The organism is Blastococcus sp. VKM Ac-2987, assembly GCF_026967805.1.
Lineage (GTDB): Bacteria > Actinomycetota > Actinomycetes > Mycobacteriales > Geodermatophilaceae > Blastococcus.
In genome coordinates this window covers 227,336-247,598 of the sequence record NZ_JAPVBG010000002.1, presented here as the reverse complement: position 1 = coordinate 247,598, position 20,263 = coordinate 227,336, and the positions used below count along the sequence as shown (strand labels likewise).

The window sequence follows — 20,263 nt, the reverse complement described above, 5'->3', positions numbered from 1 at the left end:
CGCGGGACACGCGGAGGCGCCGCCTCAGGCCAGCCGGTCGGCCAGGGTGCGGAGCAGGCCGACCGCGGCCTCCGGGTCGGCGACCCGGTAGCGGGCGGCCGTCTCGCCCTCGCCTACCTTGACCGTCACGTCATCGGGCCCCAGGGCCCGGAACCCGTCCTCGTCGGTGACGTCGTCGCCCAGGTAGACCGCTGCGGCCGCACCCAGCTCCTCGACCAGCCGCCGCAGCGCGCTGCCCTTGTCCGCATCGGTGACGGCGATCTCGAGCACGTCCTTGCCCGGCTTCATCGTCAGTGACGGATCTGCCACCTTGCGGGCCTCTGCGAGCAGGGCGGCACCCCGGTCGCGATCGGCGACCTGTCGGACATGCACCGCCACGCTGGCCGGCTTGACCTCCAGCCGCGCGCCAGGCGTGCGCTCGACGAGCGGGGCCAGCAGCCGCGCCAGCTCGTCGCGCCGACCGGCGTCGTCCCCGGTGAGGGGTCCGTCGAACTCCGCGCCGTGGCTCCCGATCCAGCGGAAGTCGCCCTCGAAGCCGCTGGTCCGGCGCAGGTCGTCGGCGCCGCGGCCGCTGACCAGGGCCACGGTCACGCCCTCGACCGCGGCCAGCCGGGCCAGCGCCTCGGCCACGCCAGGCTCGGGGACGGCTGCGGCGGGGTCGTCGCGCAGCCGGGCGAGGACGCCGTCGTAGTCGCTGGCAACCAGCAACGGCCGGCGTCCGGCCAGGGCGGCCAGCACGTCGTCCGGGAGGGGGGAGGTCATGCCTGCCTCTTCAGGGCGTCGAAGAACGAGCCGGCCCAGTGCTCGAGGTCGTTCTTGAACAGGTGCCGACGCATGGCCCGCATCCGCTTGGCCGCCTCGGCCGGCTCGATCCGAAGCGCCCGGACCAGCTGGTTCTTGACCCCGGTGATGTCGTGCGGGTTCACCAGGAAGGCCTGCCGCAGCTCTGCCGCGGCGCCTGCGAACTCGGAGAGCACCAGCGCGCCGCCGAGGTCGCCCCGCGCGGCGACGTACTCCTTCGCCACCAGGTTCATGCCGTCGCGGTACGGGGTCACGAGCATGACGTCGGCGGCGCGGTAGAGGGCGGCCAGCTCCTCGCGCGGCATCGACTGGTTGAAGTAGTGCACGGCCGGACCGGTGATCGAGCCGTAGACGCCGTTGATGTGGCCGACCTGCTGCTCGATCGTCTCGCGCATGTGCACGTAGTGCTCGACCCGCTCGCGGCTGGGCGTGGCGACCTGCACGAGCACCGTGTCGGGCGCCTCGACGGCGCCGTCCTCCAGCAGCTCCTCGAACGCGCTGAGCCGGACGCCGATGCCCTTCGTGTAGTCCAACCGGTCGACGCCGAGGACGATCTTGCTCGGGTTGCCCAGCTCGGAGCGGATCTCCTTGGCCCGCCGGAGCACCTCGGGGGAGCGGGCGAGTTCGTCGAAGGCGCTGACGTCGATGGAGATCGGGAAGGCCTGGGCGGTGACCACCCGGCCGTCGTACTCGATCTGGTTCCGGCGGCAGGTGAGCTCGTGCAGCCGCCGGGCGAGCTGGACGAAGTTGGTCGCCGCGGACGGGCGCTGGAAGCCGACCAGGTCCGCACCGAGCAGCCCCTCGACGACGGCCGAGCGCCAGGGGAGCTGGGTGAACAGCTCGTACGGCGGGAAGGGGATGTGCAGGAAGAAGCCGATGGTCAGGTCGGGCCGGCTCTGCCGCAGCATGGCCGGCACGAGCTGGAGCTGGTAGTCGTGCACCCAGACGATGGCGCCCTCGGCGGCGACCGCGGCGGCCCGCTCGGCGAACCGCTTGTTGACCTGCACGTAGGTGTCCCACCAGGCCCGGTGGTACTCCGGCTTCTCGACCACGTCGTGGTAGAGCGGCCACAGCGAGGCGTTCGACATGCCCTCGTAGTAGCGATCGACCTCGTCCTCGCTGAGGGGGACGGGGATCAGCGACATCCCGCCGGACTCGAAGGGCTCCGGCGCCTCGCCGGCCGAGCCGGACCAGCCGACCCACGCGCCGCCGCGCCCGGCGACGAACGGCTCCAGCGCGGTGACCAGACCGCCGGGGCTGCGCTGCCAGCGCGTGCTGCCGTCGGGATCGGTGACCTGGTCGACCGGCAGCCGGTTGGCGACCACGACCACAGGGCTGTCCGCCCCGACCTTCTCCTCCGTGTTCTCCGCCATACCGCCCCGACCCTATCCAGAGGACGGCGTCCCCGCTCCACGGGTGGTCGCGCGGACCGGGGATCGGCGCTGCCGGGACGACGCCGGCCCCGTGCGGACCGTCAGCTCCCGCGGGCGACCAGGTAGGCGCCGGCGGCCGCGCCGAGGCCGAGCACCAGCGTGGCGAGGAGGTAGCCCAGCGCCCGGCCGGCCCCTCGCTCGCCCAGCAGGCGGACGACGTCGGTGCCGAACGTCGAGAAGGTGGTGAGGGCACCGCAGAAGCCCGCGCCCACCAGGGCCAGGACTCCGGCCGGGACGTCGGCCAGGCCGAGGAGCAGGCCCAGGACCGCGCTGCCGGCCACGTTGACCGCCAGGGTCCCCGCCGCGGGGTCGCGCCCGGCCCGGCCCGCGAGCCGGGTGGCCAGCAGCCGCAGCGGTGCCCCCACCGCGGCGCCCAGGGCCACCAGGAGGGGGGTCACCGGGCCGACCACCCGGTCGGCGCGCCCGACGACCCCCGGGCGGACCGGACCGCCTGCGCGCCCAGCACGACCGCCACGACGCCCCCCGCGGTGGAGGCCAGCACGTACCCCGCGGCCAGCACGGGCGCCCCGCGGTCGACCAGGCCGACCACCTCGACGGCGAACGCGGAGTAGGTCGTGAACCCGCCGAGGACGCCGACGCCGAGGAACGGCCGCACCCAGGCGGGCTCGGGGGAGCGGGTGGCGAGGCCCGCCAGCAGCGCACCGAGGAGCAGGCAGCCGGTCAGGTTGACGAGCAGGGTCGCCCAGGGCCAGCCGGCGGGGGAGGGGGGCAGCGCCTCGGCCAGCGACCAGCGCGCCAGGGAGCCGAGCGCCCCGCCCAGCGCCGCCAGCAGGTAGGCCATGTGACCTGGCTCTCCCTCTCGTTCCGGCGTCGGGCAGCATGCCCTCCGGGAGGGTCGCACGTCGGTGACCCGGGACAGGGGAGGACGCCGTGGGACCGCTGGACGGGGTGCGGGTCGTCGAGTTCGCCGGGCTGGGGCCCGGGCCGTTCTGCGGGATGCTGCTGGCCGATCTGGGCGCCGACGTGGTGCGCATCGACCGGAAGGGCAGCCGCGGCGGCCTGCTCGGCTCGCTCGGCGCCACCTCGCTGCTGGACCGCGGCAAGCGCTCGATCGCGCTGGACCTCAAGAACCCGGCCGACGTCGAGGTGGTCCGGGCCCTCGCGCGGCGGTCCGAGGTCCTGCTGGAGGGCTTCCGGCCCGGCGTCATGGAGCGGTTGGGGCTTGGCCCCGACGAGCTGCTGGGCGACAACCCGGCGCTGGTCTACGGCCGGATGACCGGCTGGGGGCAGACCGGACCGCTCGCGCACAGCGCCGGCCACGACATCGGCTACATCGCCCTCACCGGGGCCCTGGGCGCCAGCGGGCGTCCCGACGAGCGGCCGGCCCCACCGCTCAACCTGCTCGGCGACTTCGGCGGCGGGGGAGTGTTCCTCGCCCTCGGCGCGCTCGCTGCTCTGCTGTCCGCCCGCAGCACGGGCCGGGGCCAGGTCGTGGACGCCGCGATCGTCGACGGGACCGCCGTCCTGACCACGATGATCCACGGCATGCTCGGCGCCGGGGTCTGGACCGACCGGCGGGGCCGCAACCTGCTCGACACGGGTGCGCCGTTCTACGACGTCTACCGCTGTGCCGACGGGCAGTTCCTCGCGGTCGGCGCCCTGGAGGAGCAGTTCTACGCCGCGCTGCTCGCCGGGCTGGAGCTGGCCGGTGACGAGACGCTGCCCGACCGGAGCGACCCCCGCCAGTGGCCGGCGCTGCGCGAGCGGTTCACCCGCGCCTTCGCGTCCCGCACCCGCGCGCAGTGGTGGGCGGTGTTCGAAGGGACCGACGCCTGCGTGGCGCCGGTCTGGTCGCTGGTCGAGGCGACCGAGGACCGGCACAACACCGAGCGGGGGGTCTTCGTCGAGGTCGACGGTGTGCGGCAGCCCGCCGTCGCGCCGCGCTTCTCGGCGACGCCCGGGGCCGTCGGCCGGGTGCCGGCGGCGGGGGAGCACACCGACGAGATCCGCGCCGAGCTCGGCCTCTGACCGGCGTCCTGGCTCACCTGCCGGGGTCCTGGCTCACCGTCCACCGGAAGCCAGGACCCCTGGTGATCAGGTCACCTGATCACCGGGGAGGCCGCACGGCTGCCTCCTCCGGGACAGGCGCCGACCGACGGCGGCGGAGCGGCTCCAGCTCGGCGATCTCCTCCTCGGTCGCGACCCGGAACGGCGGCTCCGCGGGGGTCTCGAGGGCGCTGCGCCCCTGGCCCCGGGTGGCCCGCAGGCTGAGCGCGATCGAGCCGCCGATCAGGACGGTGATGACCGCCAGGCTGATCGTCGTCGGGATGTAGAAGACGTCGACCTTGAGCAGCATCTTGATGCCCACCCACACCAGGACCAGCGCCAGGCCCACCTTGAGGTAGACGAACCGGTGGATCAGGTCGGCCAGCAGGAAGTACATGGCCCGCAGTCCCAGGATGGCGAACGCGTTGGCGGTGAAGACGAGGAAGGGCTCGTCGGTGACGGCGAAGATCGCCGGGATCGAGTCGACGGCGAAGACGACGTCGGTGACCTCGACGAGCACCAGCACCGCCAGCAGGGGAGTGGCCATCAGCACCCCGCCGCGCCGGACGAGGAACCGCTGCCCGTAGAAGGCGTCGGTCATCGGCACGTAGCGGCGGAACAGCCGCAGCACCCGGGACTGCTCCGGGTCGAGGTGCTCGTTGCGCTGCCGGATCATGCGGACGCCGGTCCAGAGCAGGAACGCGGCGAAGAGGTAGAGGACCCAGCCGAAGCTGGCGATGAGCACCGAGCCGCCGGCGATGAACAGGCCCCGGAACACCAGCGCCCCCAGGACACCGAAGAACAGCACCCGGTGCTGGTACTCCCGGGGCACGGCGAAGAAGGCGAAGATGATCGCCCAGACGAACACGTTGTCGACCGCCAGTGACTTCTCGATCAGGTAGCCGGCGAAGTACTGCTGGCCGAGGCCGGCGCCGTGCGCCCACCACACCCAGGCGCCGAAGGCGACGCCGATGGCCACCCACACCGCCGACCAGGCGGCGGCCTCGCGCACGCCGATGACGTGCGCCCTCCGGTGGGCGAACAGATCGACCGCCAGCATGCCGCAGATCAGGCCGAGCACGGCCAGCCACAGCCACAGTGAGACGTCCACGGGGTATCCACTCCTCCAGTCGGGACGAACCAACTGGAGGTCTCTCCCGGCCCGGAGGCCCGCACCGCCGAGCTCCGCAGGGGGAGCCGTAGTGACGACGACGCGTGGGGGGATACTCCCCTCCTGTGCCGAATAGTGAAGCACAGTTCACCTGTTCGGCCAAGTCGGGAGAGGGCGGATGACCGCTGGGCACCCGGGACGCCACTCGTGGACGTTCCTCACCAACCACGCGCACGTCCTGCTCGCCGTCGCGCGGAGCCCGGATGCCCGGGTCGCCGACATCGCGGCGGAGGTGGGGGTCACGCCACGGGCCGCGCTGAGCATCCTGCGGGACCTGGAGGAGGCGGGGTACCTCGTCCGCAGCCGTCGGGGGCGGCGCACGCACTACGAGATCCGGCCGCACCAGCACTTCCGCCACCCGAGCACGGCCCAGCACGAGGTCGACGGGCTGCTGCGCCTGCTCGGCAGGTGACCGCGCGCCACCGCCGGTCGCCATCCTGGCTCACCGCCCCGGGTCGCCGTCCTGGCTCACCGTCCGGGGTCCTGGCTCACCGTCGACCGTGAGCCAGGACCCCAGACGATCAGGTGACCTGATCACCATGGTGCTCAGCGGCGGCGGGTCTCCGGGAAGAGCAGGTCGACGAAGCGCCCGGCGGTGGGCTGCGGCTCGTGGTTGGCCAGCCCGGGCCGCTCGTTGGCCTCGATGAAGACGTAGTCGGGGCCGCTGACGTCGGGGACCAGGAAGTCGATGCCGGTCACCGGGATGCCGAGGGACTCCGCCGCCCGGACGGCGGCCTCCGCGATGGTGGGGTGCAGCTGCTCGGTGACGTCCTCGATGGTCCCGCCGGTGTGCAGGTTCGCCGTCCGGCGCACCTGGATCCGCTCGCCGTGCGCCGGGACGTCGTCCATGGCGTAGCCGGACTCGGCGACCACCTCGGTCGTCGTGTCGTCCAGCGGGATCCGCGACTCCCCGCCGGTCGCCCGTTCCCGCCGGCGGCTGGTGGACCGCACCAGGTCGGCGACGGCGTGCCGCCCGTCGCCCACGACCTCCGCCGGACGGCGCACCGCGGCGGCGACGACCTGCCGGTCGATGACGACGACCCGCAGGTCCTCCCCCTCGACCCGCTCCTCGACCAGCACGTCGGGGCAGAACTGCAGCGCGACGGCGACGGCCCGCTCGAGGCCCGCCTCGTCGGTGACCCCGACGGTGATGCCCCGGCCCTGCTCACCCCGGGCGGGCTTGACGACGACGTCGCCGACCCCGCGCAGCAGCGTCCGGGCCTCGTCGAGATCGCCTTCGCAGGCCAGCGCGCCCTGGGCGACCCGGACCCCGGCCCGCCGCATGATCCGCCGGGTGACCCGCTTGTCGTCGCAGCGGCTCAGCGCCACGGCGGTGGTGAACTCCGAGAGCGACTCCCGGGTCAGCACCGAGCGGCCGCCCAGCGTCAGCCGCATCTCGCCCCACTCGGCGTCGGTGATCTCGACCCGGATCCCGCGCCGGAGCGCCTCCTCGGCGATGATCGACGCGTAGGGGTTCAGCCGCTCCAGGCCCGGCGGCCGCGCGGCGAACAGCGGCGTGTTGATCGGGTTCTTCCGCTTCACGCACACGGCGGCGACCCGGGAGAAGCCCAGCTTCCGGTAGAGCGTGATCGCCGCGGTGTTGTCGTGCATCACCGAGAGGTCGAGGTACGCCCGGCCGCGGGCGACGTACCGCTCGGCCAGCACCCGGACCAGCGCCTCCCCGGTTCCCGGCGGGGCGTCCTGCTTGTCCGCCACCAGGCACCACAGGCTGGTGCCGCCCTCCCGGTCGCCGAAGGCGAGCACGTGGTCGACACCGGTCACCGTGCCGACGATCTTCTTGGTGCGGGTGTCCTCCGCGACCAGGTAGGTGAAGGTGCGGGTGCGGTGGTTGGCCCACATGGTCGCCGGGTCGGCGGGCACCATGCCGTTGCGCGCGTACAGCTCGTTGATCTCGACCATCTCCGCCTCGGAGGTCACCGTGCGCACGAAGACGCCGCGGATCACCTCGGGCCGGGGGCGGTAGCGGTGCAGGTCGAGCCGGTAGGTGAGGGACGGGTCGATGAACAGCTCGTCGGGCGCCATCCCGACCAGCACCTGCGGGTCGCGCGGGTAGACGCAGATGTCCCGCCGCCCCGTCTCCTCGGCCCGCAGCACGTCGACGATGCCGCGCAGGTCCCGGAACGTCTGCCCGAACGCCAGCTGCCCCCAGCCCAGGTCGAGGACGACGTCCTCGGCCATGCCCTCGATCTCGTGGGCCGTGGGCTGGTGCCAGGACCGGCTGGTCAGCTCAGGGGTGGACGGCACCGCCGTGCGTCGGCGGTGCCCGGCCAGCCGTGCCATGACCGCCCCCCTCAGACCGCGTGCGTCTGGAGCCAGAGCTCCAGCAGCCCCAGCTGCCAGAGCTTGTTCCCGCGCAGCGGGGTGAGCTCGCCGTTGGGGTCGGCGAGCAGTTCCCGGACGTACTCCGGGCGGAACAGGCCCCGGTCCCGGGCGGCGTCGCTGGAGAGCGCGTCCTTGACCAGGTCGAGCACCTTGCCCTGCAGGTGGGTGATCGCCGGCACCGGGAAGTAGCCCTTGGGGCGGTCGATGACCTCCGGCGGGATGATCCGCCGGCCGATGGCCTTCAGGATGCCCTTGCCGCCGTCGGCCAGCTTCAGCTCGGGCGGGCACATGGCCGCCAGCTCCACCAGGTCGTGGTCGAGGAAGGGCACGCGGGCCTCCAGGCCCCAGGCCATGGACATGTTGTCCACCCGCTTCACCGGGTCGTCGACCAGCATGACCTCGCTGTCCAGGCGCAGGGCGGCGTCCACCGCCGTCTCGGCGCCGGGGGCGGACATGTGCGCCCGCACGAAGGCCAGGCTCGGGTCCTCGTCCAGGGCGTAGCGGCCGGAGACGACGTGCCGCATCTGCGCGTGGTCGCGGTCGAAGAACGCCTGCGCGTAGGTCCGCACCGCCTCCTCGCGGCCGACGCCGGCCAGCGGCGGGTACCAGTGGTAGCCGGCGAAGACCTCGTCGGCGCCCTGGCCGGACTGCACCACCTTGATCGACTGGCTGACCCGCTCGCTGAGCAGGTCGAAGGCGACGACGTCGTGGCTGACCATCGGCTCGGCCATGGCGCCGATGGCGTGACCCAGCGCGCCGGCCAGCTCGTCGGAGCCGACGCGGATGCGGTGGTGGTCGGTGGCGAAGCGCTCGGCGATGACGTCGGAGTACTGGAACTCGTCGCCCTCGCGGCCGCCGACGGACTCGAAGCCGATCGAGTAGGTGGCCAGCCCGGTCTGCCCCTCCTGGGCGAGCAGGCCGACGATCAGGCTCGAGTCGAGGCCGCCGGAGAGCAGCACCCCGACCGGGATGTCGGCGACCAGGCGGCGGCGGACCGCGACCCGCAGCGCCTCCTCGATCGCGTCCTCCCAGTCGCGGGCCGACCAGTTGGCGTGCTCGACCCGGCGCTCGTAGCGCGCCTCCCAGTACCGGTGCTCGGTGCTCGTGCCGTCGGCCTCGATGATGCGCACGGTGGCCGGCGGGAGCTTGCGGACGCCGTTGAGGATCGTCCGCGGAGCGGGGACGACGGCGTGCCAGGTGAGGTAGTGGTGCAGGGCGACGGAGTCGACGGAGGTGTCGACGTCACCGCCGCGCAGCAGCGCGGGCAGCGTGGACGCGAAGCGCAGCCGCTTGCCAGGGGTCTCGGAGAGGTAGAGGGGCTTGATGCCCAGCCGGTCGCGGGCCATGACCACGCGGCCGGTGTCCCGCTCGGCGATGACGAACGCGAACATGCCGTGCAGGTGGGAGACGACGTCGGTGCCCCAGTGGTGGTAGCCCTTGAGGATCACCTCGGTGTCGCTGTGGGAGAAGAAGCGGTAGCCGTGGCCCTCCAGCTCCGCCCGCAGCTCCCGGTAGTCGTAGATGCAGCCGTTGAACACCGCCGTCAGGCCGAGCTCGTTGTCCACCATCGGCTGGGAGCCGCAGGTGGAGAGGTCGATGACCGAGAGCCTGCGGTGCCCGAAGGCCACCCGCCCGTTGCTCCACGATCCCTGCCCGTCCGGGCCACGGGGGACCAGGGCCTCGACCATGCGGGCTACCGCGGTCGTGTCGGCCGTGGTCCCGTCGAACGTGATCTCGCCGCAGAGGCCGCACATACGAAACGATCTAACCCTCGACCGCCCCCGCCCGCGACGCGGGGGGCCTTCGATCGGGGCATGCGTGGCACACCTCACGTACCGGGCGCCGTTCCACGTGGAACGTCCTCCCTGCCCGGGCACGGCGCGCACCCTGGCGACGGTCCGCCGGCGGTGTCGGACCGGCCGCTCGCCGCGCCGCTCAGCCGTAGTAGAGGGCGACCGGCCTGCCGTCGATCTCGCGGACGTCGACGGGGGTGTCGTAGACGGCGGCGAGCACGTCGGGGCGCATGATCTCCCGCGCGGCGGCATCCGCCACGACGACCCCGTCCCGCATGGCGACGATGCGGTCGGCGTAGGTGGCGGCGACATTGATGTCGTGCAGCACGACGACCACCCGCTTGCCGAGCTCGTCGGCCATCCTGCGGATGAGCCGCATGATCTCGGTCATGTGCCGCAGGTCGAGGTTGTTGAGCGGCTCGTCGAGCAGCACGTACTTCGTGTCCTGCGCGAGGACCATCGCGATGAAGGCCCGCTGGCGCTGCCCGCCGGAGAGCTCGTCGAGGAACCGGTCCCGGTAGGCGTCGAGGTCGAGGTAGCCGATCGCGCGCTCGATGTGCTCGCGGTCGTGGACGGTGAGCCGTCCCCTCGAGTGCGGGAAGCGGCCGAACTCCACGAGGTCGTGGACGGTCAGGCGCGCGGCGACGTGGTTGTCCTGGCGCAGCACGGCGAGGTTCCTGGCGAGCTCGTGCGACGGCGTCGTCGCGACGGCCATCCCGTCCACCGCGATGCGGCCGGCATCCGGCTGCAGGAGGCGGCCGACGAGGCCGAACAGCGTGGACTTGCCGGCCCCGTTCGGGCCGATGAGCGCCGTCACGCCCTCACCGCCGAAGGTGATGGAGACGTCGTCGACCACCGTCTGCCCGCCGTACCGCTTGGTGACGTTCTCGAGCGCGATCACCGCGCCCCCTTCCGCAGCACGAGGTACAGGAAGAACAAGCCGCCGGCGAAGTCGATGACCGTGGAGAGGGTCCCGCCGAAGCCGAGCAGCCGCTCGAGCACCAGCTGGCCGCCCAGCAGGCAGACCATCCCGATGAGCACGGCGGTGGGCAGCGTCCACGCGTGGCGGAATGACCCCGCGTAGGAGTAGGCGAGGTTGGCCACGATGAGGCCGAAGAACAGGATCGGGCCCACCAGCGCCGTCGACGCGGCGATCATCACCGAGACGCTCAGGAAGAGCACCATCACCACCCGGCGGTGGTCCACGCCCAGGCCCACGGCGGCCGGTTCGCCCAGCGTCAGGACGTCGAGGATGCGCAGCAGCGGCACGATCACCGCGCACCCGAGGACGACCAGCCCGGAGGTGAGCAGCAGCAGCGTCTCGTCGGGCCGGGTGAGGGAGGCGAACATCGCGTCGGAGAGCACCTGGAAGTCCAGCGGGTCGAGCATCCGCTGCATCCACTCGGTGAAGGCGCGGAAGAACGTGCCCAGCACGATGCCGACCAGCAGCATGAGGTGGATCGACCGCCGCTTGCCACCGAACAGCCAGGTGAACAGCAGCACGCTGAACGCGACCATCACCCCGACCTGGACCAGCCACAGGGTGAGCTGGTCGAAGCCGAGGAACCCCGCCGAGCCGGCGAAGAACACCAGCACGGTCGAGATCAGCACGTAGAACGCGTCGAAGCCCATGATCGACGGGGTCAGGATGCGGTTCTGCGTGATCGTGTGGAACACGACCGTCGACACACCGACCGCCGTCGCGACCACGAGCATGGCGAGCACCGTGCGGCTGCGGATCCCGAGCGCGAACGACAGCGACCCGGGGACGGCGGTGAACAGGAAGACGGCGGTCAGGACCAGGACGGTCGCGCCCAGCACGCCCAGGCGGACCCGGGGCTCGGCCCAGGAGGTCGCGAGCCGGGTCCGGTGCAGGCCGGCGGCGGGCAGGGCGCCGGACTCCGTGGGAACGGGGTCAGTGAGCACGGCTCCGCCTCCGCAGCAGCAGCCAGAGGAACAGCGCCGCACCGACGATGCCGACGACGACCCCCAGCGGGATCTCGTAGGGGAAGCGCACGAGGCGGGCGACCAGGTCGCAGGCGAGGACGAACACGGCCCCGATCCCGGCGACCCGCGGGATCGACCGGCGCACGTTGTCGCCGATGATCAGGCTGACGACGTTCGGCACGACCAGCCCCAGGAACGGGATCATCCCGGCCGTGACGAGGACCGCCGCAGTGATCACCGCGATGACCACCATGCCGACGGCGACGACCCTGCGGTAGTCCAGCCCCAGGTTGGTGGCGAACTCCTCGCCGAGGCCGACGACGCTGAACCGGTCGGCGGCCACCCAGGCGACGACGACCATGAGGCCGGCGATCCAGAGGAACTCGTACCGGCCCTGCATGATCGTGGCGAAGCTGCCCTGCGACCACTGCCCGAGGGACTGCAGGAGATCCAGGCGGTAGGCGAAGAACGTCGTGACGGCGCCCACGACGCCGCCGAGCATGATGCCGACCAGCGGGACGAGCACCAGCTGGCGCACGGGCACGACGCGGACCACCCGCAGGAACACCCAGGTCCCGACGAGGCCGAAGACCGCAGCCACCGCCATCTTCCCGACGACGGCGAGGCCGGGCAGGAAGATCATCGTGACGAGCATGCCGAGCGTCGCGAACTCGCTGACGCCGGTGGTGCCGGGCTCGACGAACTTGTTGCGCACCAGCATCTGCATGATCAGGCCGGCGATGCCCAGGGACGCGCCGGCGAGCAGCACGGCGACCGTGCGCGGGATCCGGCTGGCCACGAGCAGGAAGGCCGCGTCGCCGTCCCGGCCGCCGGTGAGGACCGAGGACGGGGACACGTCGGAGACGCCGACGAACAGGCTGGCGAGCCCGAGGACGACGAGGAGCACGGCGACGAGCACCCCCACCCAGGTGCGGCGGGGCCGCGCCTGGGTGGGGGTGCTCGTCGGGGTCCGGTCCAGCGTCGTCACGGACGTCAGGACGGGAGGTCGGCCGGTGCCACGCCGATCAGTCGGCGATCTGCAGGACGTCGTCGATCATGATCCCGGTGGTCTCGATGCCACCGAACACGACGTACCAGGCGGCCGGGTCCAGGTAGACGATCTGGTCCTCCTGGGCGGCGGTCGTCTGCGCGACGATCTCGTTGTCCAGCACCGCCGCGGCGGCCTGCGCGCCCTCGGCACCGATCGCGGCATCGCGGTCGACGACCCAGAGGTGGTCGGGGTTCGCCTCGAGGAGGAACTCGAAGGACACGGGCTCACCGTGCGTGGCGGCCTCGATGTCGTCGACCACGGGCTCGACGCCGAAGGCGTCGTAGATCAGCCCGCCACGGGCGCCGCGGCCGGCGGCGTCGGCACCGGCCGGGGACAGCGCGCTGAGCTCGCCGCCGGAGACCATCAGGCCCAGGCCCGTTCCGGCGTCCGCGGTGGCGGCGCGCGCCTCCTCGATGCCCTCGGTGACCTCGGCGATCGCCTGCTCCGCCTCGTCCTCGGCGCCCAGGACCTCACCGAGGAAGGTGGTGTTCCGCTCCAGGGTCTCGGTGAACGAGCCGCGCAGGCTGAGGTCGACGGTCGGCGCGATCTCGCTGAGGTCCTCGTACAGCGCCGACGAGCGGCCGGCGATGACGATGAGGTCGAGCTGCTCCGCCTCGATCGCCACCAGGTCGGCCTCGGACAGGGTGCCGACGTCGTAGGCGTCGTCGGCGAGCGCGTCCTGCAGGTAGTCGGGCACCGAGTCGAGCGGGGCGCCCGCGACCTCGCCGCCCAGCGCACCGATCGTGTCGAGGCTGGCCATGTCGAAGACCACGATGTTCCCGGGGCTCTTCGGGACCTCGACCGACGTCTCCTCGAGCTGGGGGTCCGCGTCCTCGGCCGCGACGTTCCGGTCCCAGGTGAAGGAGACGGTCTCGGTGTCGACGGCGGCTGTCTCGGTCGCGGGGTCGGACCCACCGCACGCCGAGAGGACCAGGACCGCGGAGAGGGGGAGAGCGAGCGTCGCGAGGGGCCGGACGGCGGTGCGCATGGGACTCCGATCGGTACGGGTAGGCATGCCTTACTAAGGCAGTCCTAACCTGCCACAGCGGATCCGGCGAGTCCCCACCGGGGGTCCCTCGGGCCCCCGATCCCGGCCTGCGGACGGCGCGGCGGGAGGATGAGCCCGTGCCGGCTCCTGTCTTCTCCCGCGGAGGGGTGCGGTGACGGTCGTCCTCGTCGTCGCCGCCACCGTCGTCGCGGCGCTCCTGGTCGTCCTCGGGCTCGCCTCGACGGTCGCCGGCCGGCGGATCGGCATCCTGCACCTGGCCGGGGCGGGCCTGCTCGAGGCGGTCCTCGTCGTCCAGGCCGTGCTGGCCGGCGTCGCCATGGCCGGGGGTGACACCCCCGCCGACGTCCCCACCTTCCTGGGCTACCTCTCCGGCGTCCTGCTCATCCCGGTCGCCGGCGTGCTGTGGGCCCGCACCGAGCACACCCGCTGGGCCGGCACCGTGCTCGCGGTGGCGGCGGCCGCCGTCGGCGTCATGGTGTGGCGGCTGCTCCAGCTGTGGGAGGCCACCGGTGCGTGAGCGGGGGCTCGGCCGGCCGGCGGAACCGGCGCCCGCCGGTGGCACGACCGGTCCGGCGCGCGTGCTGGTGCTGGTCTACGGCATCTTCGCCCTGGCGGCGGGGGCGCGGGCCGGCGTGCAGCTGGCCACGCGCTACGACGAGGCGCCGGTGGCCTACCTGCTGTCGGCGCTCGCGGCGGTGATCTACGCGGTGGCCACCGTCGGGCTGGCCCGCGGGGGGAGCACCGGCCGGCGGACCGCGCTGACCGCCATCGTGGTCGAGCTGGTCGGCGTGCTGGTCGTGGGCACGCTGTCGCTGGCCGACCCGGCGGCCTTCCCCGACGAGACGGTGTGGTCCGGCTACGGCCGCGGCTACGGCTACGTACCGCTCGTCCTGCCGGTCCTGGGGCTGCTCCTGCTCCGGCGCGGCCGGCGGGACCCGGCGCCCGGCTGACCGGCCGCCGGGCGCGGGCTCAGAAGTCGCCGCCCCCGAAGTCCCCGCCGAAGTCGCCGCCCCCGAAGTCGCCCCCGCCGTGGTCCCCACCGGCGAACCCGCCGTCGCCGCCGGGATCGCCCCAGCCACCGGCGCCGTCCTCGTAACCCGCGGCGTAGGCCTCCTCGTCACCGCCGCCGAACAGCCCGCCGTCGCCCAGGCCGGTGTCGAACAGCGCATCGGCCACCGCGGAGCCGATCACCAGCCCGCCGATGGTGCCCAGCAGACCGCCGCCGACCATGCCCCCGATGCCCGGGCCGCCGTAGCCGGGTCCGTAGCCACCCCGCCCGTACCCACCGGGCCCGTACCCGCCGCCGTAGCCGGGGCTGCCGTGGCCACCGAACGTGCGCTCCATGAAGCCCGGCTGCCGCAGCTCGGCGCGGGTGGCCGCGCGGGCGAGCGTCCGCGGGTCGTCCCCGGCCGGCCGCTCCCCGGCGGGCACGGCGTCGGCCAGCTGCGCCAGCACCTGCCGGCGCTGCTCGGGCGTCAGCTGCTCGAACGCCTCCGTGTGCGCCTGCTCGACCTGGTCGGGCGGCGCGGTGCGCAGCAGGTAGCGGTACCGCTCCAGCGCCTGCTCGTCGGCCGTCCGTGCGGCCGGCGCGGGAGCCCACCGCTCGGCGTAGCGGCCGTCCCCCGGCCCGTACCCCTGGCCGTAGCCGTGGTCGTGGTCGTATCCGTGGTCGTCGCGCCGTCGGCGGCCGAAGAGCCGGTCCAGCAGTCCCATGGGGTCCCTCCTCGCGTGCGGGGTGCGCGCACCCGCCGCAGTCGGTGCCCCGGAACCGGCCGGGGGAACCGCGGTCAGTCCTCGCCGCTGCGCAGCAGGCCGTACGCGCCGCGGTGGAACAGCAGCGGACGGCGGTCGGGCGCGGCCCCCAGGTCGAGCACGCGGGCGACGACGATGGTGTGGTCCCCGCCGTCGTACTCCGCCCACAGTTCGCCGTCGATCCACGCCACCACGTCGTCGAGCACGGGGGAGCCGTGCGTGCTGGCCCGCCACGGCACCCCGGCGAACTTGTCCGTGCCCGAGCGGGCGAAGTTCTGCGAGACGGCGTCCTGCCCCTCGGCGAGCACGTTGACGCAGAACCGCCCGAGCTCCCGGAGCCGGGCCCAGGTGCGGGAGCTGCGGGCCGGGGCGAGGGCGACCAGCGGCGGGTCCAGGGACAGCGAGCTGAAGGACTGGCAGGTGAAGCCGATCGGCCCGTCGGGGGTGTCGGCCGTGACCACGGTGACCCCGGACGCGAAGTGCCCGAGCACCTCGCGCATCAGCCGGGGGTCGACGATCCGCGCCGGCTCGGAGACCGCGTCAGCCGGCATCAGCGGGCCCCGTCGGAGCGCGGGACCGATCGGCCGCCGGCCCGGTACAGCGAGCTGGGCAGCTCGTGCCCCACGGCCTGCTCGGTGACGCGGGCGGCCGTCATGAGCCGGTCGAGGTCCATACCGGTCCGGACGCCGGACTCCTCGAGCAGGTAGACCAGCTCCTCCGTCGCGATGTTGCCGCTGGCCCCCGGGGCGAACGGGCAGCCGCCCAGCCCGCCGACCGAGGCGTCTAGCTGGGTGACCCCCGCCTGCACGGCGGCCAGCGCGTTGGCCTGGCCGGTGCCCCGCGTGTCGTGGAAGTGCACGCCCACGGGAACGCCCGGGCAGGCCCGGCGGACGGCGTCGAGGAGGGTGACCACGCGCAGCGGCGTCGTCGTCCCGATGGTGTCGCCGAGGCAGAGCTGGTCGGCGCCGGCGGTGACCGCGGCGCGGGCGACGTCGACCGTGCGGGTCACCGGGGTGCGGCCGTCGAACGGGCAGTCCCAGGCCGTCGCGATGATCACCTCGAGCGAGCCGCCGGCGCCGTGGGCGAGGCCGGCGATCTCGCCGACCGCGGCCAGCGCGTCGGCCGTGCTCCGCCCGGCGTTGGCCCGGCTGTGCCCGTCGGTTGCGGAGACGACGTACTCGAGGTCGGCGACGCCGGCGTCCACCGCGCGGACGGCGCCCCGCGGGTTGGCGACCAGGGCCGACCAGTGCACCTCCGGCCAGCGACCGAGCTCGGCGGCCACCCGGTCGGCGTCCGCGAGCGCGGGCACCGCCTTCGGCGACACGAAGGACGTCGCCTCGATCCGGCGGACGCCGGTGGCCACGAGCGCCTCCAGCATCTCCAGCTTGGCCTCCAGGGGCACGGGGGCCTCCAGCTGGAGCCCGTCGCGCATGCCCACCTCCCGGACGTCGACGGAGGCGGGCAGCACCAGGTCGAACTCGGACATCAGGGTCTCCTCGGCACGAGCAGCGGGTACACCCGCATCCTGCCCCTCCCGCCCGGCGTTCCCTCGATCAGGCGTTCCGGATCTACGGTGACCGGTCCGGGGAGCAGATCGTCGGGCCCGTCGAGCAAGATGAGTGCAGCACGGGAGGTGTGGAGTGATCGAGGTGGCCGGCACGCTGCCCCCGGCGGATCGGCGGAGCGCCTTCGCCAACGCGCCGATGGGGATCGCCTTGACGACCCCTGGCGGCCTCCTGGTCGACGTCAACCCCGCCCTGGTCGAGATGGTCGGCCGCTCCGCGGAGGAGCTGCACGGGCGCTCGGTGATGGACCTGGTGCACCCGGACGCCGTCCCGGCCGCGCAGGAGGCGCACGCGACCCTGACCGCCCGGCCCGACCGGCCGATGCGGCACGAGACCCGGCTGACGCGGGCGGACGGATCCGACGTGCCGGTGCAGATCACCGCCTCGTGGGTGGCCGAGACCGACGGCCAGGCCGCGCACCTGGTCCTGATCATGGAGGACATCACCGAGCGCAAGGCGCTCGAGGCGCAGCTGGTTCACCGCTCGCTGCACGACCCGCTGACCGGGCTGCCCAACCGGCTGCTGTTCCACGACCGGCTGCGGCACGCCCTCGACCGCGGGCACCGCGAGAACACGCCCACCTGCGTGCTGATCATCGACCTGGACGGGTTCAAGGCGATCAACGACGAGCTGGGTCACCCGATGGGCGACCGCGTGCTGGTGTCCTTCGCCGAGCGGCTGGGCTCGGTGCTGCGGGCCAGCGACACCGCCGCCCGGCTCGGTGGCGACGAGTTCAGCATCGTCTGCGAGAACACCGAGCGGGCCGACGCCGAGGCGCTGGCTGACCGGTTGCGCACGACGGTCACCGAGCCGCTGGACCTCGACGGCACCCGGGTGCCGGTGGGCATCAGCATCGGCATCGGCACCGCCCTCGGCGGCGAGGAGCCCGGCGACGTCGACGAGCGGGTCGTGCGGGCGGCCGACGACGACATGTACGCCGACAAGGCGCGTCGCCGGTCGGCCCGCCGCTGATCCCGGCGCGCCTCCTCAGCCCTCCCGCCAGGTGGCCACCGGGCGGAGCCGGGCGAACACCGCGGTGACGACCGGCAGCACGCAGGCGACGATCACGAACGCGGTGACGCCGAGCCGGCCGTCGTCGTCCAGGACCACCCAGCCGGCGACGAGGGCGGCTACCAGGACGCCGACCGCGGCGACCGCCGAGACGAAGAGCAGCCCGGCCGCGCGGCCCTGGAGCACCCGGACGCCGCCCAGCACGAGACCGACCGCGCAGGGCAGGCCCAGGGTGAGCAGGGCCGTCGCCGGGTCGTGCTCCCCGTCGATCAGCAGCACCAGCATGAACAGCGACCCGAGCGCGGTCAGGCTCCCGGTGACGATGCCGAGCACGCCGGCCGCGGTGACCACCCCGGGGCGGGCCTCGCCGGGGACCGGGCCGTACCACCCCGGAGGTCCGTAGGCAGCCTGGCCGTACGGAGCCTGGCCGTACGGGAACTGGCCGTAGGGGACCTGCCCGTACGGGGCCTGGCCGTACGGGGCCTGGCCGTACGGGGACTGGCCGTAGGGGACCTGCCCGTACGGGGCCTGGCCGTACGAAGCCTGCCCGTACGGAGCCTGCCCGTACGGCGGCTGGCCCGGTTGCTGGGGGCCGTGGTGACCGCCGGCCGGGGACGCCCAGGGCTGAGGGTCGCTCATGGCCGTCAGTCTGCCCGCTGCACCTGCCGGGATCGGTGCCGACGCGGGCGGGATCACCCGCGCGAGCGGGACCGGCCGCGGATCGCGCCCCGGTCAGCCGCCGAGCGCGGCGCCGACGACGGCGCGGGCCTCCTCCTGCACCTGCGCCAGGTGCTCGGGCCCGCGGAAGGACTCCGCGTAGATCTTGTAGACGTCCTCGGTGCCGGACGGGCGGGCGGCGAACCAGGCGTTCTCGGTCGTCACCTTGAGGCCGCCGATCGCGGCGTCGTTGCCCGGCGCCCGGGTGAGCTTGGCCGTGATCGCCTCGCCCGCCAGCTCGGTCGCCGAGACGGCCTCGGGGGAGAGCTTCCCGAGGGCCGCCTTCTCCGCGCGGGAGGCCGGGGCGTCGATGCGGGCGTAGGCGGACTCGCCGAAGTGGTCGGTGAGCTGGCGGTGCAGCTTCGAGGGGGACCGGCCCGTCACGGCCTGGATCTCGGCGGCCAGCAGGGCCAGCAGGATGCCGTCCTTGTCCGTCGTCCAGACGCTGCCGTCCCGGCGCAGGAAGGAGGCACCGGCGGACTCCTCGCCGCCGAAGCCGACCGATCCGTCCAGCAGGCCGGGCACGAACCACTTGAACCCGACCGGCACCTCGACCAGCGTCCGGCCCATGTCGGTGACGACCCGGTCGATGAGGGAGCTGGACACCAGCGTCTTGCCGACGGCGACGTCCTTCGCCCAACCCGGCCGGTGGCTGAGCAGGTAGGCGATCGCGACGGCGAGGAAGTGGTTGGGGTTCATCAGCCCGCCGTCGGGGGTCACGATGCCGTGCCGGTCGGCGTCGGCGTCGTTGCCGGTGGCGATCTGGAACTCGTCCCGGCGGGCGACCAGCGAAGCCATCGCCGAGGGGGAGGAGCAGTCCATCCGGATCTTGCCGTCCCAGTCCAGCGTCATGAACCGCCAGGTCGGGTCGACGAGCGGGTTGACCACCGTGAGGTCGAGCCGGTGCCGCTCGGCGATGGCCGCCCAGTAGTCGACGCTGGCGCCGCCGAGGGGGTCGGCGCCGATCCGGACCCCGGCGTCGCGGATCGCGTCGATGTCGATCACCGAGGGCAGGTCGTCGACGTAGGTGCCGAGGAAGTCGTAGGCCTCCGCGGCGGAGCGGGCCTGGTCCAGCGGCACCCGGCGCACCCCGCTGAGCCCCGCGCGCAGCAGCTCGTTGGCCCGCCCGGCGATCCACCCCGTGGCGTCGGTGTCGGCCGGGCCGCCGCTCGGCGGGTTGTACTTGAACCCGCCGTCGCGCGGCGGGTTGTGCGACGGGGTGACGACGATGCCGTCGGCCATCCCCGAGGTGCGGCCGGCGTTGGCCCGCAGGATGGCGTGGCTGATCGCCGGGGTGGGGGTGTAGCGCCCACCGGCGTCGACCAGCACTGTCACGTCGTTGGCGGCCAGCACCTCGAGCGCCGTCGCCCACGCCGGCTCCGACAGCGCGTGGGTGTCCCGGCCCAGGAACAGCGGCCCGTCGAAGCCCTGCTCGGCGCGGTACTCGCAGATGGCCTGGGTGGTCGCGAGGATGTGCGCCTCGTTGAAGGCGGCGTCCAGCGCCGACCCCCGGTGACCGGAGGTGCCGAACGCCACCTGCTGCGCGGGCTCCGCCGGGTCGGGCTCCACCGTGTAGTAGGCGCTGACCAGCGAGGCGACGTCGATCAGGTCGGCGGGCTGGGCGGGCTGTCCGGCACGGGCGTCGCTCATGTGGTTGATCTTG

The 20,263-nt window shown here is 73.6% G+C and carries 21 protein-coding genes; 5 read left to right on the top strand and 16 right to left on the bottom strand.

What is annotated here, in order from left to right:
• Positions 1–24 precede the first annotated feature (24 nt).
• From otsB to crcB, 4 genes are all read right to left on the bottom strand, one after another.
• On the bottom strand, positions 25–762 hold the full coding sequence (otsB, locus tag O2W17_RS10035; protein ID WP_269192285.1) for a trehalose-phosphatase: 738 nt from the start codon (positions 760–762) through the stop codon (positions 25–27).
• Positions 759–2,174: an alpha,alpha-trehalose-phosphate synthase (UDP-forming) gene (locus O2W17_RS10030; RefSeq protein WP_269192284.1), complete on the bottom strand. Its 1,416-nt coding sequence runs from the start codon at positions 2,172–2,174 to the stop codon at positions 759–761. Before O2W17_RS10030 ends, otsB begins: the two co-directional genes overlap by 4 nt.
• A gap of 101 nt (positions 2,175–2,275) precedes the next feature.
• On the bottom strand, positions 2,276–2,632 hold the full coding sequence (locus tag O2W17_RS10025) for a fluoride efflux transporter FluC (protein WP_269192283.1): 357 nt from the start codon (positions 2,630–2,632) through the stop codon (positions 2,276–2,278).
• Positions 2,629–3,036, bottom strand: a complete 408-nt coding sequence (gene crcB / locus O2W17_RS10020) for a fluoride efflux transporter CrcB (RefSeq protein ID WP_269192282.1) — start codon at positions 3,034–3,036, stop codon at positions 2,629–2,631. Before crcB ends, O2W17_RS10025 begins: the two co-directional genes overlap by 4 nt.
• An 89-nt stretch (positions 3,037–3,125) precedes the next feature.
• On the opposite strand from crcB, the gene O2W17_RS10015 reads away from it, so the two are divergent.
• The gene (locus tag O2W17_RS10015; protein ID WP_269192281.1) at positions 3,126–4,223 is read left to right on the top strand and encodes a CaiB/BaiF CoA transferase family protein; all 1,098 of its coding nucleotides are present in this window, start codon (positions 3,126–3,128) and stop codon (positions 4,221–4,223) included.
• Positions 4,224–4,302: 79 nt separating this feature from the next.
• Here O2W17_RS10015 and O2W17_RS10010 read toward each other — a convergent pair whose 3' ends face one another.
• Positions 4,303–5,352, bottom strand: a complete 1,050-nt coding sequence (locus tag O2W17_RS10010; RefSeq protein ID WP_269192280.1) for a TerC family protein — start codon at positions 5,350–5,352, stop codon at positions 4,303–4,305.
• A gap of 178 nt (positions 5,353–5,530) precedes the next feature.
• Between O2W17_RS10010 and O2W17_RS10005 the strand changes: the two genes are divergently transcribed.
• Entirely contained in the window at positions 5,531–5,824 is a 294-nt protein-coding gene (locus tag O2W17_RS10005) for a helix-turn-helix transcriptional regulator (RefSeq protein WP_269192279.1), read from the top strand.
• A gap of 134 nt (positions 5,825–5,958) precedes the next feature.
• Here the strand turns inward: O2W17_RS10005 and ngg are convergent, their stop codons facing one another.
• The 6 genes from ngg to O2W17_RS09975 all read right to left on the bottom strand — a co-directional run bounded on the left by ngg (position 5,959) and on the right by O2W17_RS09975 (position 13,534).
• Positions 5,959–7,713, bottom strand: coding sequence for an N-acetylglutaminylglutamine synthetase (gene ngg, locus O2W17_RS10000; protein WP_269192278.1), 1,755 nt, complete (start codon positions 7,711–7,713; stop codon positions 5,959–5,961).
• A gap of 11 nt (positions 7,714–7,724) precedes the next feature.
• The gene (locus O2W17_RS09995) at positions 7,725–9,509 is read right to left on the bottom strand and encodes an N-acetylglutaminylglutamine amidotransferase (RefSeq protein ID WP_269192277.1); all 1,785 of its coding nucleotides are present in this window, start codon (positions 9,507–9,509) and stop codon (positions 7,725–7,727) included.
• A gap of 181 nt (positions 9,510–9,690) precedes the next feature.
• Complete coding sequence (locus O2W17_RS09990; RefSeq protein ID WP_269192276.1) at positions 9,691–10,449, bottom strand: iron ABC transporter ATP-binding protein; 759 nt, start codon at positions 10,447–10,449, stop codon at positions 9,691–9,693.
• A complete protein-coding gene (locus O2W17_RS09985) occupies positions 10,446–11,474 on the bottom strand; it encodes an iron chelate uptake ABC transporter family permease subunit (RefSeq protein WP_269192275.1) in 1,029 nt (342 codons plus the stop codon). Before O2W17_RS09985 ends, O2W17_RS09990 begins: the two co-directional genes overlap by 4 nt.
• Positions 11,464–12,483: an ABC transporter permease gene (locus O2W17_RS09980; RefSeq protein ID WP_269192274.1), complete on the bottom strand. Its 1,020-nt coding sequence runs from the start codon at positions 12,481–12,483 to the stop codon at positions 11,464–11,466. The genes O2W17_RS09985 and O2W17_RS09980 overlap by 11 nt, the downstream gene beginning before the upstream one ends.
• 37 nt (positions 12,484–12,520) lie before the next feature.
• Positions 12,521–13,534 carry a siderophore ABC transporter substrate-binding protein gene (locus O2W17_RS09975; RefSeq protein ID WP_269192273.1) on the bottom strand — a complete coding sequence of 338 codons (1,014 nt, stop codon included), beginning with the start codon at positions 13,532–13,534 and terminating at the stop codon, positions 12,521–12,523.
• A 172-nt stretch (positions 13,535–13,706) separates the two neighbouring features.
• Between O2W17_RS09975 and O2W17_RS09970 the strand changes: the two genes are divergently transcribed.
• Positions 13,707–14,072 (top strand): hypothetical protein, encoded by a 366-nt coding sequence (locus O2W17_RS09970; protein ID WP_269192272.1) that lies wholly within the window; start codon positions 13,707–13,709, stop codon positions 14,070–14,072.
• Positions 14,065–14,505: a hypothetical protein gene (locus O2W17_RS09965; protein ID WP_269192271.1), complete on the top strand. Its 441-nt coding sequence runs from the start codon at positions 14,065–14,067 to the stop codon at positions 14,503–14,505. The genes O2W17_RS09970 and O2W17_RS09965 overlap by 8 nt, the downstream gene beginning before the upstream one ends.
• 19 nt (positions 14,506–14,524) lie before the next feature.
• Here the strand turns inward: O2W17_RS09965 and O2W17_RS09960 are convergent, their stop codons facing one another.
• From O2W17_RS09960 to O2W17_RS09950, 3 genes are all read right to left on the bottom strand, one after another.
• Positions 14,525–15,268, bottom strand: coding sequence for a hypothetical protein (locus tag O2W17_RS09960; RefSeq protein ID WP_269192270.1), 744 nt, complete (start codon positions 15,266–15,268; stop codon positions 14,525–14,527).
• A 74-nt stretch (positions 15,269–15,342) separates the two neighbouring features.
• Positions 15,343–15,858: a flavin reductase family protein gene (locus tag O2W17_RS09955; RefSeq protein WP_269192269.1), complete on the bottom strand. Its 516-nt coding sequence runs from the start codon at positions 15,856–15,858 to the stop codon at positions 15,343–15,345.
• The gene (locus O2W17_RS09950) at positions 15,858–16,793 is read right to left on the bottom strand and encodes a hydroxymethylglutaryl-CoA lyase (RefSeq protein WP_269192268.1); all 936 of its coding nucleotides are present in this window, start codon (positions 16,791–16,793) and stop codon (positions 15,858–15,860) included. The genes O2W17_RS09955 and O2W17_RS09950 overlap by 1 nt, the downstream gene beginning before the upstream one ends.
• Positions 16,794–16,947: 154 nt before the next feature.
• On the opposite strand from O2W17_RS09950, the gene O2W17_RS09945 reads away from it, so the two are divergent.
• On the top strand, positions 16,948–17,844 hold the full coding sequence (locus O2W17_RS09945; RefSeq protein WP_269192267.1) for a GGDEF domain-containing protein: 897 nt from the start codon (positions 16,948–16,950) through the stop codon (positions 17,842–17,844).
• Between the two features lie 15 nt (positions 17,845–17,859).
• Here the strand turns inward: O2W17_RS09945 and O2W17_RS09940 are convergent, their stop codons facing one another.
• Together O2W17_RS09940 and pgm are read right to left on the bottom strand one after the other, a co-directional pair.
• Positions 17,860–18,522, bottom strand: coding sequence for a hypothetical protein (locus O2W17_RS09940; RefSeq protein ID WP_269192266.1), 663 nt, complete (start codon positions 18,520–18,522; stop codon positions 17,860–17,862).
• 93 nt (positions 18,523–18,615) lie between these two features.
• A complete protein-coding gene (gene pgm, locus O2W17_RS09935) occupies positions 18,616–20,250 on the bottom strand; it encodes a phosphoglucomutase (alpha-D-glucose-1,6-bisphosphate-dependent) (protein ID WP_269192265.1) in 1,635 nt (544 codons plus the stop codon).
• Positions 20,251–20,263: the final 13 nt, after the last annotated feature.